This is a genomic window from Nonomuraea cypriaca (genome assembly GCF_015645445.1).
GTDB classification, from domain to species: domain Bacteria; phylum Actinomycetota; class Actinomycetes; order Streptosporangiales; family Streptosporangiaceae; genus Nonomuraea; species Nonomuraea cypriaca.
This window is the reverse complement of record NZ_JADOGI010000093.1, coordinates 25,526-38,958: the sequence shown is the minus strand read 5'-3', so window position 1 is coordinate 38,958 and position 13,433 is coordinate 25,526. Positions and strand designations below refer to the sequence as shown.

General features: G+C 70.3%; 14 protein-coding genes and 1 riboswitch. Of the genes, 10 read left to right on the top strand and 4 right to left on the bottom strand.

Annotated elements, in window-relative coordinates; all coding sequences use genetic code 11:
- The first annotated feature begins 45 nt into the window (after positions 1–45).
- The 8 genes from ITP53_RS28055 to ITP53_RS28020 all read left to right on the top strand — a co-directional run bounded on the left by ITP53_RS28055 (position 46) and on the right by ITP53_RS28020 (position 9,996).
- A complete protein-coding gene (locus ITP53_RS28055) occupies positions 46–627 on the top strand; it encodes a CDP-alcohol phosphatidyltransferase family protein (protein ID WP_195898452.1) in 582 nt (193 codons plus the stop codon).
- A 4-nt stretch (positions 628–631) separates the two neighbouring features.
- On the top strand, positions 632–3,136 hold the full coding sequence (locus ITP53_RS28050; protein WP_195898451.1) for a sugar phosphate nucleotidyltransferase: 2,505 nt from the start codon (positions 632–634) through the stop codon (positions 3,134–3,136).
- 260 nt (positions 3,137–3,396) lie between these two features.
- On the top strand, positions 3,397–3,909 hold the full coding sequence (locus ITP53_RS28045) for an FHA domain-containing protein (RefSeq protein WP_195898450.1): 513 nt from the start codon (positions 3,397–3,399) through the stop codon (positions 3,907–3,909).
- 23 nt (positions 3,910–3,932) lie between these two features.
- Complete coding sequence (gene ftsR / locus ITP53_RS28040; RefSeq protein ID WP_236051243.1) at positions 3,933–4,559, top strand: transcriptional regulator FtsR; 627 nt, start codon at positions 3,933–3,935, stop codon at positions 4,557–4,559.
- 134 nt (positions 4,560–4,693) lie between these two features.
- Positions 4,694–5,164 (top strand): bifunctional nuclease family protein, encoded by a 471-nt coding sequence (locus tag ITP53_RS28035; protein WP_195898448.1) that lies wholly within the window; start codon positions 4,694–4,696, stop codon positions 5,162–5,164.
- Between the two features lie 147 nt (positions 5,165–5,311).
- Positions 5,312–5,932, top strand: a complete 621-nt coding sequence (locus tag ITP53_RS28030; protein ID WP_195898447.1) for a MerR family transcriptional regulator — start codon at positions 5,312–5,314, stop codon at positions 5,930–5,932.
- Positions 5,933–6,000: 68 nt separating this feature from the next.
- Positions 6,001–6,098, top strand: a riboswitch (glycine riboswitch).
- A gap of 167 nt (positions 6,099–6,265) precedes the next feature.
- A complete protein-coding gene (gcvP, locus tag ITP53_RS28025; protein ID WP_195898446.1) occupies positions 6,266–9,091 on the top strand; it encodes an aminomethyl-transferring glycine dehydrogenase in 2,826 nt (941 codons plus the stop codon).
- 107 nt (positions 9,092–9,198) lie between these two features.
- Positions 9,199–9,996 (top strand): tetratricopeptide repeat protein, encoded by a 798-nt coding sequence (locus ITP53_RS28020; RefSeq protein ID WP_195898445.1) that lies wholly within the window; start codon positions 9,199–9,201, stop codon positions 9,994–9,996.
- 222 nt (positions 9,997–10,218) lie between these two features.
- On the opposite strand, the gene ITP53_RS28015 is transcribed toward ITP53_RS28020, so the two are convergent.
- A complete protein-coding gene (locus tag ITP53_RS28015) occupies positions 10,219–10,566 on the bottom strand; it encodes a hypothetical protein (protein ID WP_207756507.1) in 348 nt (115 codons plus the stop codon).
- A gap of 82 nt (positions 10,567–10,648) precedes the next feature.
- On the opposite strand from ITP53_RS28015, the gene ITP53_RS28010 reads away from it, so the two are divergent.
- A complete protein-coding gene (locus tag ITP53_RS28010) occupies positions 10,649–11,239 on the top strand; it encodes an alpha/beta hydrolase family protein (RefSeq protein ID WP_195898443.1) in 591 nt (196 codons plus the stop codon).
- Between the two features lie 3 nt (positions 11,240–11,242).
- On the opposite strand, the gene ITP53_RS28005 is transcribed toward ITP53_RS28010, so the two are convergent.
- Positions 11,243–11,440, bottom strand: coding sequence for a DUF5999 family protein (locus ITP53_RS28005; RefSeq protein ID WP_132341476.1), 198 nt, complete (start codon positions 11,438–11,440; stop codon positions 11,243–11,245).
- A gap of 196 nt (positions 11,441–11,636) precedes the next feature.
- Positions 11,637–12,197 carry a TetR/AcrR family transcriptional regulator C-terminal domain-containing protein gene (locus ITP53_RS28000; RefSeq protein ID WP_195898442.1) on the bottom strand — a complete coding sequence of 187 codons (561 nt, stop codon included), beginning with the start codon at positions 12,195–12,197 and terminating at the stop codon, positions 11,637–11,639.
- A gap of 114 nt (positions 12,198–12,311) precedes the next feature.
- Here ITP53_RS28000 and ITP53_RS27995 point away from each other — a divergent pair, with 114 nt between their 5' ends.
- Positions 12,312–12,710, top strand: coding sequence for a hypothetical protein (locus ITP53_RS27995; RefSeq protein WP_195898441.1), 399 nt, complete (start codon positions 12,312–12,314; stop codon positions 12,708–12,710).
- 34 nt (positions 12,711–12,744) lie between these two features.
- On the opposite strand, the gene ITP53_RS27990 is transcribed toward ITP53_RS27995, so the two are convergent.
- On the bottom strand, positions 12,745–13,308 hold the full coding sequence (locus ITP53_RS27990) for a nuclear transport factor 2 family protein (protein WP_195898440.1): 564 nt from the start codon (positions 13,306–13,308) through the stop codon (positions 12,745–12,747).
- Positions 13,309–13,433 lie beyond the last annotated feature (125 nt).

The window sequence follows — 13,433 nt, the reverse complement described above, 5'->3', positions numbered from 1 at the left end:
GTTGGGGGCCGCTGGGCGGGAGGTCCACGCAGTAGGGTCTGCTGCGTGAGCGAAACTTCCGCCGAGGACCGGATCTGGACGGTTCCCAACCTGCTGAGCTTCCTGCGCCTCCTGGGCGTGCCCGTGTTCCTCTGGTTGGTTCTCGGGCCCAAGGCGGACGGGTGGGCCATCGCGATCCTCGCGGCCGCCGGTTTCACCGACTGGCTCGACGGAAAGATCGCGCGGGCGTTCAACCAGACCAGCAGGCTCGGCCGGATCATCGATCCCGCGGCCGACAAGCTCTACGTGTTCGCCACCATTCTCGCGTTGCTGATCCGGGACGTCATCCCCTGGTGGCTGGTGGCCGTCATCCTGGGCCGGGAACTCTTCGTCGCGTGTTTCATCCCCGTACTTCGCAAACACGGCTATAAGGCACTTCAGGTGCATTTCCTGGGCAAGGCCGCCATGTTCAACCTCATGTACGCCTTCCCTCTCCTCTTCCTTGCCTCCCACTCCGGGTGGTATGCCGATATAGCCCGAATTGTCGGGTGGGCCTTCGCCCTTTGGGGAACGGGCCTGTACTGGTGGGCAGGCGTGTTGTATGTGATACAGGTGCGCCAACTCGTAACCGCGGCCAAAAAGGAGTGATCGGGTGAAGGCGGTCGTCATGGCGGGCGGGGAGGGCACTCGGCTGCGTCCGATGACCGCCAACCAGCCCAAGCCTCTGCTCCCCGTGGTCAACCGCCCGATCATGGAGCACGTGCTCCGGCTGCTCAAGCGGCACGGCGTCACCGAGACGGTGGTGACGCTCCAGTTCCTGGCGGCCCTCGTGCGCAACTACTTCGGTGACGGCGACGAGCTGGGCATGAGCCTCCAGTACGCCACGGAGGACCTCCCCCTCGGAACCGCGGGCAGCGTCAAGAACGCCGCCGACCGACTCCGCGACGACCGTTTCCTGGTCATCTCCGGCGATGCCCTCACAGATATCGACTTATCCGACATGGTCCGGTTTCATCGCGAAAATTCGGCTCTTGTCACTATCGGTCTGAAACGCGTACCCAACCCCCTCGAGTTCGGGATCATCATCGTCGACGAGGGCGGACGCGTTCAGCGCTTCCTGGAGAAGCCCACCTGGGGCCAGGTCTTCTCCGACACCGTCAACACCGGCATCTACGTCATGGAGCCCGAGGTCCTCGACTCCGTGGCCCCCGGCGAGCCGGTCGACTGGTCCTCCGACGTCTTCCCCGCCCTCCTCGACCGCGGCGCCCCCATCTACGGCTACGTGGCCGACGGCTACTGGGAGGACGTCGGCTCCCACGACAGCTACCTCAAGGCCCAGGCCGACGCCCTGTCAGGGAAGGTCGCCCTGGACATCGGCGGCTTCGAGCTCTCGCCCGGCGTCTGGGTCGCCGAGTCCGCCACGGTCGACTCCGACGCCGTGCTCAAGGGCCCGCTCCTCATCGGCGACTACGCCAAGGTCGAGGCGGGGGCCGAGCTGCGCGAGTACACCGTGCTGGGCAACAACGCCGTCGTCCGCGAGGGCGCCTTCCTGCACCGCGCCATCGTCCACGACAACGTCTACCTCGGCCCCGGCGCCCACCTGCGCGGCTGCGTCATCGGCAAGAGCACCGACGTGATGGCCGGCGCCCGCATCGAGGAGAACGCCGTCATCGGCGACGAATGCGTCATCGAAGCCGAGGCGTACGTCTCCAGCGGCGTCAAGGTTTACCCGTTCAAGACCATCGAGGCCGGCGCGGTCGTCAACACCAGCGTCATCTGGGAGTCGCGCGGGCAGCGCAACCTGTTCGGCCCCCGCGGCGTCAGCGGCCTGGTCAACGTCGAGATCACCGCCGAGCTGTGCGTCCGCCTGGCCAGCGCGTACGCCACCACGCTCAAGAAGGGCGAGTCCATCGTCACCTCGCGTGACTGCTCGCTGGCCGCCAGGGCGCTCAAGCGGGCCGTCATCGGCGCGCTCACCGCCAGCGCCATCAACGTGCTGGACCTGGAGGCCGCCCCGCTGCCAGTGGCCCGCTTCCACACCGCCAGGGAGTCTGCCGCGGGCGGCATCGCGCTGCGCACCACGCCGGGCGACCCCCAGAGCGTCGACATCGTCATCATGGACGACCGCGGCGCCGACCTGCCCCCGGCCGCCCAGCGCAAGCTGGAGCGGGTCTTCTCCCGCCAGGAGTTCCGCCGCGCCTTCCCCGGCGAGATCGCCGAGCTGGCCTACCCGGCCAGGGCCGTCGAGGACTACACCCACGAACTGCTGCGCCAGGTCGGCATGACCGGGGTCAGGGACATGAAGGTCGTCGTCGACTGCGCCGGCGGTACCTCGTCCCTGGTCCTGCCCACGCTGCTGGGCCGCGTCGGCGTGGACGTGCTGACCGTGAACGCCCGTCTCGACGACGTCTCGCCCACCGAGACGCTGGCCGAGCGCCGACGCGATCTGCAGCGCCTGTCCGAGCTCGTCAGCTCGTCGCGGGCGGCGTTCGGCGTGCGGTTCGACCCGGTCGGGGAGCGCATCGCCCTCGTGGACGAGATGGGCCAGCTCATCAACGAGGAACGCGCCCTGCTCGTCGTGCTCGACCTCGTCGCCGCCGAGCGCAGGGGCGGCCAGGTGGCGCTCCCCGTCACCACGACCCGGGTCGCCGAGCAGGTGTGCCGCTTCCACGGCGTACAGGTGCAGTGGACCTCCACCGCGCTCGACGCCCTCACCTCGGCCGCCGCGGGCCACGACATGATCTTCGCGGCTGACGGGCGCGGCGGGTTCGTGGTGCCGGAGTTCAGCCCGGCCATCGACGGGCTGGCCGCGTTCATGCGCCTGCTGGGGCTGGTGGCCCGCACCCGCCTGTCGCTCAGCCAGATCGACGCCAGGATCCCCGAGGTCAAGCTGCTCAAGCGCGGCATCCCCACGCCGTGGGCGGCCAAGGGCGCGGTCATGCGCTCGGTCATCGAAGCGGCCGAGTCCGAGCCCGAGGGCCACCGCATCGACACCACCGACGGGGTGCGCGTGGCCCGCGACGACGGGAGCTGGGTGCTGGTCCTGCCCGCCGCCACCGAGGCCGTCACCGACCTGTGGGCCGAGGCCTCCGACGTGGACGCCGCCCAGAGTCTGCTCGAACGCTGGGCGCGGATCGTCGAGCAGGCCGCCGGTTGATCGGCGCTCACGCAGCGTGTTCACCGCCGGCATGTCGCACAGAGCGCCGCAAGATCGTAATGTAGAAACGCGCGGCGGCATGGACCACGGGGCGGGAGCGGCGGTAACTTTGTCTGCGTCCAAACCCGAGTCCAGCGCCCCGCCTTGACCTTTGCCGCTGATCAGCGTAAGTTGCGGCATTCGCAAACTTGAAAAAGCGAAGCGAGGCGCGCCCCAAAGCACCGTCGCCGCGTCTTCGCGGTAGGAGGCCGAGCCGATCGATGCCGAGCGTCTACTGCACGCAGTGCGGGCACGCCAACCCCGAGGATGCCCGTTTCTGTTCCCGTTGTGGGTCGCCGCTGACCAGGCCCGAGGTCGCCGGGGATACCACCTCGACGATCTCCGTCGCGGGAATCGAGGCGTACGAGGCTGAGACAGGCGACATGCTCTTGGCCGAGCGGGCGCTGGTCGAGCAGCTGCCGCCGGGCGCGGCGTTGCTCACGGTGACCAGGGGCCCCAACCAGGGGAGTCGTTTCCGGCTCGACAAGGAGCTGACCACGACGGGGCGCCATCCGGAGAGCGACATCTTCCTCGACGACATCACGGTCTCCCGCCGCCACGTCGAGTTCTACCGCCACCGCGGCGGCCAGTTCTCCGTCCGCGACGTGGGCAGCCTCAACGGCACCTACGTCAACAGGGAGCGGATCGAGGAGGTTCCCCTGCACTCCGGAGACGAGGTGCAGATCGGCAAGTTCCGCCTGGTCTTCCTGATGCGAGGCAACGCCGGCGCATGAGCTCCCAGGCGGCACGCTCGCACATGAGCATCGGGGAGGTGCTCGCTCTGCTGCAGGGCGAGTTCCCCGATGTGACGATCTCCAAGATCCGGTTCTTGGAGGGCGAAGGGCTGATCGAGCCCGAGCGCAGCCCCTCCGGCTATCGCAAGTTCACGCACCTGCACGTCGAGCAGTTGCGTTTCATCCTGACCGAGCAGCGTGACCACTATCTGCCGCTGCGCGTGATCAAGGACAAGATGGCCGAGGGCTTCGGCCGCCCGCGTGCCCTGCAGGACAAGCAGGAGATCAGGCTCAGCCGGGCCGAGCTGCTCGAGGCCGCCGGGATCGACGAGGAGACGCTCGCCGAGCTGGAGGACTACGGCCTGCTCGAACCGGTGGCCAGGCGCTACGACGAGGAGGCGCTCAATGTCGCCCGCAGCGTCGGCGCCCTGGCCCGCTTCGGCCTGCGCGCCAGGCACCTGCGCGCGGTCAAGGCGGCGGCCGAACGCGAGTGCGGCCTCGTCGAGCAGACGGTCGCGCCCATACTGAAGCGGCGTGCCCCCGGCGCGATCGGCGAGGCCGACGAGGTGGCCAGGGAATTGTCCACACTTCTGCTCGACCTGCACGCATCCCTTGTGCGCACGGGCGTCCGGTCGGTCCTGGGCCGCTGAGACCGTGGCGAGCTGGGAGGCGGAGGCACATTACGGGCCCGCCGGGTGTTACGTTGAAATGCAGTAGCCATGTTCAGCAGAAGCGACGAGCGAACAGCTGTGCCGGGTGACCGGTCAGGAATACGGAGCAGCCCGTGTTGCAGATGGAGGTCGTGGGCGTACGAGTTGAAATGCCCACAAATCAGCCGATCGTCTTGCTCAAGGAGGCACACGGGGAGCGGTTCCTTCCTATATGGATCGGCATGACCGAGGCGACGGCCATAGCGCTGGCCCAGGCCGAGGAGCCGCCGCCGCGACCGCTCACGCATGACCTCTTCCGAGACGTGCTGAGCGCTCTGGGTGTCGGCTTGCAGGCGGTCAACATCGTCGCCTTGCGCGACGGCATCTTCTTCGCCGATCTGGTGTTCTCCAACGGCGTGGAGGTGAGCGCGCGGCCCTCGGACTCGATCGCGCTCGCCCTGCGCACAGGCGCGCGCATCTTCGCCAGCGAGGAGGTCGTCCAGGAGGCCGGCGTGGTCATCCCCGACGACCAGGAGGACGAGGTGGAGAAGTTCAGGGAGTTCCTTGACACGATCACGCCCGAAGACTTCGGCAGGGCGGGGTAGGTATTTCAGTGCATTTACGCTTCACGACGCGCCGAGCCGGATCGTTGACTGAGCATGGTCACGGTCCTACGGTGCAAGTGAAACCCGTGGCCGCCCTTTACGAACCCCCAGATCAGGCCGCGGGATGAGAGAAAGCCGGAGGTCCGCGTGGCGGTCAGCAGCGGCGAGGGAAAGACGGCCGGCCAGGAAGATCCGGTTCGGCGTGAGAGTGCGCGGCAGCGTGCCGGGGAGCAGGGTCTGCTCTTCGACGAGCAGCCGGCGGCGCTGCCGGGCGACATCGGATACCGCGGGCCGACGGCTTGCTCGGCGGCCGGCATCACCTACAGGCAGCTCGACTACTGGGCGCGCACGGGTCTCGTGGAGCCCACGATAAGAGCCGCGCAGGGCTCCGGCTCCCAGCGGCTCTACAGCTTCCGCGACATCCTGGTGCTCAAGGTCGTCAAGCGGCTCCTCGACACCGGGGTGTCCCTGCAGCAGATCCGCACCGCCGTGCAGCATCTGCGCGAGCGCGGGGTGGCCGACCTCGCCCACGTCACGCTCATGAGCGACGGCGTCAGCGTCTACGAGTGCACCTCGGCCGACGAGGTGATCGACCTGCTCCAGGGCGGCCAGGGCGTGTTCGGCATCGCGCTCGGCCGGGTCTGGCGCGAGGTCGAGGGCTCCCTCGCGGAGCTGCCGGGGGAACGCGCGGCGGTCGAGGACGACGTCCCGGCCGATCACCCCGCTGACGAACTCGCCCGCAGGCGACGGGCCCGCCGTATCGGATGACCGGCTCCCCGGCGTGGGGTGGACCGATGAACACGACGTACCGTAGTAATCTAGGACAGCAAGGCTGACGACCCCGTGCGGGAGAGTCCCCGGGCCGTAGGATCCGGGGCGCCGAAGGAGCAACCCTCCCCGGAATCTCTCAGGCATCCTGTACCGCTCGGGTGAGGCAACTCTGGAAAGCAGGCGCGCCCGCCAGGCGTGCCTCACCGACGGTGCAAGCCCCGCCAACCGGGGTGAAGCTCTCAGGTCGCGGCGACGCCGCGCTGACAGAGGGGGAGATCCGGTTTCGCCGCGCCCTGGCGCCGGTCTCCACAGCCTCGGGAGGCATTCTCCATGACCGACCTGTCCGCTCCGCCGTTCTCCTCCAGGCACATCGGCCCCTCGGAGCCGGAGCAGCAGCGCATGCTCCAGGCCGTGGGCTTCGAGTCCGTGGCGGACCTGGTGGCCGTGGCCGTACCGGAGGCCATCAGGGCCAAGGACCGGCTCAAACTGCCCGCCGCCGCCAGTGAGACCGAGGCCATCGCCGAGTTGCGCGGCCTGGCCGATCGCAACCAGGTGCTCACCTCCATGATCGGGCTGGGCTACCACGACACCGTCACGCCCGCCGTCATCCGGCGCAACCTGCTGGAGAACCCGGGCTGGTACACCGCCTACACGCCGTACCAGCCGGAGATCTCGCAGGGCCGCCTCGAGGCGCTGCTGAACTTCCAGACGGTCGTCTCCGACCTCACGGGCCTGCCTGTCGCCGGCGCGTCCCTCCTCGACGAGGCCACGGCCGCCGCCGAGGCCATGACGCTGGCCCGCCGCGCGGGCAAGTCCAAGAGCGACGTGTTCGTGGTCGACGCCGACACGCTGCCGCAGACCAAGGCCGTGCTCGCCACCAGGGCGGAGCCGCTGGGAATCACGCTGGTGGAGGACCCGCTCGACGGCGCGCCGCCCGAGTGCTTCGGCGTGCTCGTCCAGTACCCGGGCGCGTCCGGCCGGCTGCGCGACTTCCGCGCCGTCGCCGCCGCCGCGCACGAGGCGGGCGCGCTCGTCGTGGCCGCCGCCGACCTGCTGGCCCTGACCCTCGTGGCCGCGCCCGGCGAGTTCGGCGCCGACATCGCGGTCGGCTCCTCGCAGCGGTTCGGGGTGTCGTTCGGGTTCGGCGGGCCGCACGCCGCGTACATGTCCGTCCGCGAGGGCCTGCAGCGGCAGCTGCCGGGCCGTCTCGTGGGGGTCTCCGTGGACGCCGACGGCGGCCCCGCCTACCGGCTGGCCCTGCAGACCCGCGAGCAGCACATCCGCCGTGAGAAGGCCACCAGCAACATCTGCACCGCGCAGGTCCTGCTCGCGGTCATCGCCGGCATGTACGCGGTCTACCACGGCCCAGACGGCCTGCGCCGCATCGCCCACCGGGTGCACAGGCACGCCGTCGCCCTGGCCGGCGGGCTGCGCCGGGCGGGCCTGGAGGTCGTGCACGGCGAGTTCTTCGACACCGTGCTCGTACGCGTGCCAGGCCGGGCCGCCGCCGTGCTCGCCGCCGCCGCCGAGCGGGGCGTCAACCTCTGGCAGGTCGACGACGACCACGTCTCCGTCGCCTGCGACGAGAAGACGGGGGCCGCCGAGGTGGCCAAGGTGTGGGCGGCGTTCGGGGCCGAGGGCTCCGAGGTGACCCTGGACGCCGACGCGCTGCCCGCCTCGCTGCCGCGCGAGTCCGCGTACCTGACCCACCCGGTCTTCCACGCCCACCACTCCGAGACCGCGATGCTGCGCTACCTGCGCAGGCTGCAGGACAAGGACATCGCGCTCGACCGCTCCATGATCCCGCTCGGCTCCTGCACGATGAAGCTCAACGCGAGCACCGAGATGGAGCCGATCACCTGGCCCGAGTTCGCCGCGATCCACCCGTACGCGCCCGCCGAGCAGGCCGCGGGCTACCGCGAGCTGATCGGCACGCTGGAGGACTGGCTGGCCGAGGTGACCGGCTACGACACGGTCTCCATCCAGCCGAACGCCGGCTCCCAGGGCGAGTTCGCCGGGCTGCTGGCCATCCGCGCCTACCACCGTGCGAACGGCGAGAGCGGCCGCGACGTCTGCCTCATCCCGTCCTCCGCGCACGGCACGAACGCCGCCAGCGCCGTCATGGCCGGCATGCGGGTCGTGGTCGTCGCCTGCGACTCCGACGGGAACGTGGACCTGGCCGACCTCGACGCCAAGATCGAAAAGCACCGGGACACGCTGGCCGCGATCATGGTGACGTACCCGTCGACGCACGGCGTGTACGAGGAGACGATCACCGAGGTGTGCGCCAAGGTGCACGAGGCCGGCGGCCAGGTCTACGTCGACGGCGCCAACCTCAACGCGCTGGTCGGGCTGGCCAAGCCGGGCGAGTTCGGGGCCGACGTGTCCCACCTCAACCTGCACAAGACGTTCTGCATCCCGCACGGCGGCGGCGGTCCCGGCGTGGGTCCCGTGGCGGTGCGCGGCCACCTGGCCGGCTACCTGCCCGGTCACCCGCTGCACGACGGCACCCCGGTCGGTCCCGTCTCGGCGGCCCCGTACGGGTCTGCGGGGATCCTGCCGATCTCGTGGGCGTACATCAGGATGATGGGCTCGGAGGGGCTGACGGCGGCGACCGAGCAGGCGATCCTGTCGGCCAACTACCTGGCCAGGCGGCTCGCCCCCCACTACCCGGTCCTCTACACCGGGCGGGGCGGGCTGGTGGCGCACGAGTGCATCATCGACCTGCGCCAGATCACCAAGGAGACCGGGGTCACCGTGGACGACGTGGCCAAGCGGCTCATCGACTACGGCTTCCACGCCCCGACCATGTCGTTCCCGGTGGCGGGCACCCTGATGATCGAGCCGACCGAGAGCGAGGACCTCGGGGAGCTCGACCGGTTCGTGGAGGCGATGATCGCGATCCGCGGGGAGATCTCGCGGGTGGCGTCCGGCGACTACGACAAGACCGACAACCCGCTGCGAAACGCCCCGCACACGGCCGAGTCGGTCACCGCCGACGAGTGGCCCCACCCGTACGCGCGGAGCGAGGCGGCCTACCCGCTGCCGTCGCTGCGTGAGGGCAAGTACTGGGTGCCGGTGCGGCGTATCGACCAGGCGTACGGTGACAGGAACCTGGTGTGCTCGTGCCCTCCGCTGGAGGCGTACGAGGACTGAGCTCAGCAAGTCGTGGCGGCGGGCGCCAGTCCTTCGGTGTCAACCGGGCAGACATGATCGCGAGAAGTCGTTAGGCTTCGGTGCGACCGTCGCCACAAGGAGCTCTCGTGACGTCCTCAGAGCTGGAGACCCCGCCCCTCGACACCGCCCGCCGCCTGGCCGAGCGTGGCGACCTCGACGGCGCCGCGGCCATCCTCACCGAGCTGGCCGCCGACCCCGACGGCCCCGACCGCGCGCAGGCGGCCGTCGGGCTCGCCGTGGTCCTGGAGGAACGCGGCGACGTCGACGCCGCCAGGGCCGCCGCCCGCACGGCGCTGGCCACGGGGCACCCCGAATACGCCGCGCAGGCCGCCTGCCACCTGGCACAGGGGTTCGAGCGGGAGGGGCGGGACGAGCAGGCCAGGGCCGCCTGGCAGGCGGTGCTGGGGGTCGGGACGGCCGCGTACGTGCCGCTGGCCCACCTCGCGCTGGCCAGGCTCGCCGTGCGGGCGCAGGACCTGGACGAGGCGGACAAGGAGCTGCGCGCCGCCATGGCCGCGGGCGACGGCCCGGTCGCGGCGCACGCCGCACGGCAACTGGCCGACCTGCTGCTGGAGCACGGAGAGCCGGGAGAGGCCGCCGACGTCCTCATGGACGCCCTGGAGGTCGCCACCGCCGATGACGTGCCGGGGCTGCGGGTCCAGCTCGGCATCGCGCATCTGGAGCTGGCCTGCGCGGAGTTCGCGGAGACCGTGGAGGGCGGGGCTGATCCGCGGACCACCGCGCTCGCCATCGAGCTGCTGGCCCGCATCCTGCCGCTGCGGGGACGGGCGGACGACGCGGACCGGGTGTGGTCGTACGGGCTGGAGCACGACGACGAGACCGTGGCCGCCGAGGTCCGGCTCCGCTACGACCGCGACGCCTGACAACCTTGAACATGTCTTTACGGACCACGGCCTGATGGCGCGCGTTCTTGAGCAGGTTTTTACGGAACATGCCGCCTGATGCCGGCGGCGGTCTTGGGCATGTCTTTACGGACCGCGGCCTGGTGGCGCGGCGTCCTTGGGCATGCTTTTACGGACCGGCGCCTGACGTCGGCGGCGGTCCGGTGCCTCGCGCGGCAGGGCCGTCCGAGACGGGTGCCGGGGTCAGCGGCGGCGCATGGTCGCGCCGGCGGCGGCCACGTTGATGATCACGATGGCCAGCCAGGTGATCGTCAGGCCCACCAGCCCCGCGTTGCCCGCCGCGATGGCGGTCAGCGGGATGCCGATGCCCATCGACCCCAGCGCGATCGGGATCATCGGCGACCCCTGGGCGGGCCTCTTGTGCGGCGCGGGGTCGTGCTGGTCGAGCTCGGCCCGGACGCGGGCGGCGATCGTGGCGTCGAGACGCTCCACGAACGAGTCGACGAGTGCGGCTTCGTAATCGGGGCCGAGTTCGCGGCGCGCGTCGAGCGTGGCCTGCAGTTCGTCCCGGACCGAGCGATTGTCTGGCATGAGAGTCATCATGCATCCCTCGGGGCGCGCCGTCATCAGTCCTGAGGGCCAACCTGGAATCCTCCCCAGGTACGGTGCTGGCATGCAGGTGATGACGCCCCGAGGGCCCGCGCTGGTGGACGTCGACGAGGTCACGGACGCGCGGCTGCTGCTGGTGCTCACCCACGGGTCGGCCGGGGGAGTGGACGCCCCGGACCTGCTGGCCGTACGCGATGCGGCGCTCGGCGTGGGGGCGAGCGTGGCCCGGGTGACGCAGGCGTTCAGAGTGGCCGGGGCGCGGGCGCCGGGATCGGCGGTGAAGCAGGACGAGGCGTGGGAGATCGTCCTGGGCGAGCTGCGTGCGCGCTGGCCCGGGCTGCCGGTCGTGCAGGGCGGGCGGAGCAACGGGGCGCGGGTCGCGTGCCGTACGGCCCGGGAGGTCGGCGCGGCGGCGGTGGTGGCGCTGGCCTTTCCGCTGCACCTGCCGGGGAAGCCGGAACGCTCCAGGGCCGGCGAGCTACGCGACGCCGGCGTGGACGTGCTGGTGGTGAACGGGGATCGCGACCCGTTCGGCGTGCCGGACGCCGCGGACGCCGCCCGGCTGGTGGTGGTGCCCGGAGAGGGTCACGACCTGAAGAGGGACCCCGCCCGGGTGGGCGAGGTCGTGGCGGAGTGGATCATCCACTACGCGTAGCGCTCAGGCCGCGCCGACCAGCGGGTCGGGGCGGTGCGGGGCGATGACGGTGCCGCTGGGAAGCAGCTCCCCGGTGTCCTCGAACAGGACGACGCCGTTGCAGAGCAGGCTCCACCCCTGCTCGGGGTGGCAGGCGAGAGTGCGTGCCGCCTCGCGGTCGGGCGCCTCGGCATCCGGACAGGCCGGGTCGTGCGGGCACATCGGCGTGCCTCCGATATCTCGTGGGTGGCTCCCGTTTGGAGGGGCGGGAGCTGTTTTGTTCGTTCTGGCAAGTGTGCGACGCGTAACACATGTCCCGACATAGCCCGTTTGGACTGTTGCAGGAGGGTCCCTGGGACGTGTGACCTTCGACACAGCGTGCCTTATGCAGGATAACGGGCCAAGCGCGACACGCGCATCACGTTTGCAATCCCTTGAGGAGAGCGTCGAGGCCGCGCTCGAAGTCCACATCGGCTCTTTCGTCCCTCCTGACCCATTCGTCAACTTCGGGATCGGCCCAGCCTGACTGCTGCACCTCGACGGCCACGCTGCCGAACACGAAGGCCCGCAGCGCGCGTACGGCCTCGTGGGCGGCGGCCAGGCCGCCGTCGGCGAGTTGCTCCGTCTGCTCCCTGATGGCGAGGGCCGTGGCGCCCTTCGGTGGTTTGGTCAGGGCGAGCGCCAGGACGCCAGGATGCTCGCGCAGCAGCTCCCTGCCCGCCCGGCACCACGCCTTGGCCGTTTCCTGCCAGGTGGGACCCTGCTCGACGTGGACCGTGGTGACGTGCTCTGCCAGGGCGTCCATCAGCGCCTCCTTGCCCCTGGGCAGGTGGTGGTAGATGGCCATGGCCTCCACCTGCAGGGCGTCGCCGAGGCGGCGCATCGTGAGCCTGCGCAGGCCCTGGCTGTCGGCGATGTGCAGCGCGGCGTCGATGATGCGTTCGCGGGAGAGGGGGACGGGCGGTCTCTTCGCTGGCATGATGATCATCTTACTATGTAAAGGGGGCGTCCCAGGGCCGATTTCCGCACGTGTCGCGGGACGGCGTACTCTTGGCGCTTGAACGAACACCCACTGCTTGAAGGGGCCGGGTCGATGGCGTTTTTCCGTCCGCGGGTGAGCCGGGAGGCCGAGGTGCGCTACCACGCGGACCAGGAGATCTCCAGGAGCTTCCCCGAGTTGCTCGAGAAGGCTCGCCAGGCTGAGCAGACGTTGCGGGAGCTGCGGGCCGCCGCAGCCGACGAGATCGAGCTGCTGGCGGCCGGTCGGGCGTTCGACGAGACGCTGACGGAGGCGCTGCGGGCGGCCGAGGCGGGGCAGCGGGCCACGTTCGGGGTGAAGTCCTACGACGACAGGATCGCCCGCCGCAAGGCCAAGGCGACGCCCGCGGGGGCCATGTGGACCGCCGAGGTGGACCGCCTGCGCACACTGCGGGAGGAGAACCGGATGTGGGGCATCCCGAGGGTGCCGCGTCCGGTGCCCGCCACCCGCTGACCAGCCGGCTCCACTCGGCTGAAGGGGGAGCGGGTCAGCGGGGCCGGACCCGCTTCCAGAGGTCGTCGAAGGCCATGCTGTCGGAGAACGACGTGGTCTCGACGACCTTGCCTCCGCGCATCTTCATGAACCACGCATGGGTGTTCTCGTACGGCCGGCCGTCCCTTGCGGTGCCGCGGCCGTCCCACACCACGATCACCGTGTCGTTGTCGCAGTACATGGCACGCACCCTGGTCGGCCGGAACGGATCCGACTCGGTGAAGCGCGCCTCGAACGGCGTCAGGGCCTCCTCGAGGAACTGCCGTTTGCTCCTGTACTCCTTGGCCACCACCGAGCTGCCTTCAGTCCGCCACACCATGTCGGGGGCGAACATGTCGTGGATGGACCAGATACCGCGCCGCCACGCGATCAGCCCCTGGCGTACGTACGTCAGATTGTCCTCTGTGCAGTAGTGCCGCTCGTCACCGCCCACGGACGCGGTGGGGGACACGGCGGCGGACGGGGTGGTGGGCACGCCGCCGGGGGTCAGGACGACCACGGCGGCCACGGCTGCCACGCCGAGCCGCCCATGGTCCAGGACGCTGCGGCTTGTTCTCATGAGATTCCCCCGTCTACCCTCCCGTTCCTCTCATGTTGGACCACGTATGCCAGGGCGTGAATACGGCATGGAGCAGGCGCGCCCGCCCGGAATCACCTGCGGGCAAAGGAGGATCGGGCGCTCGG

Bases quoted from the DNA above. Each gene is read 5' to 3' on its own strand.
- ITP53_RS28045 (WP_195898450.1), top strand. From the start codon at position 3,397: ATGCCGAGCGTCTACTGCACGCAGTGCGGGCACGCCAACCCCGAGGAT.
- ITP53_RS28000 (WP_195898442.1), bottom strand. From the start codon at position 12,197: ATGCCAGCGAAGAGACCGCCCGTCCCCCTCTCCCGCGAACGCATCATC.
- ITP53_RS28015 (WP_207756507.1), bottom strand. From the start codon at position 10,566: ATGCCAGACAATCGCTCGGTCCGGGACGAACTGCAGGCCACGCTCGAC.
- gcvP (WP_195898446.1), top strand. From the start codon at position 6,266: ATGACCGACCTGTCCGCTCCGCCGTTCTCCTCCAGGCACATCGGCCCC.
- ITP53_RS27995 (WP_195898441.1), top strand. From the start codon at position 12,312: ATGGCGTTTTTCCGTCCGCGGGTGAGCCGGGAGGCCGAGGTGCGCTAC.
- ITP53_RS28005 (WP_132341476.1), bottom strand. From the start codon at position 11,440: ATGTGCCCGCACGACCCGGCCTGTCCGGATGCCGAGGCGCCCGACCGC.
- ITP53_RS28010 (WP_195898443.1), top strand. From the start codon at position 10,649: ATGCAGGTGATGACGCCCCGAGGGCCCGCGCTGGTGGACGTCGACGAG.
- ITP53_RS27990 (WP_195898440.1), bottom strand. From the start codon at position 13,308: ATGAGAACAAGCCGCAGCGTCCTGGACCATGGGCGGCTCGGCGTGGCA.
- ftsR (WP_236051243.1), top strand. From the start codon at position 3,933: ATGAGCATCGGGGAGGTGCTCGCTCTGCTGCAGGGCGAGTTCCCCGAT.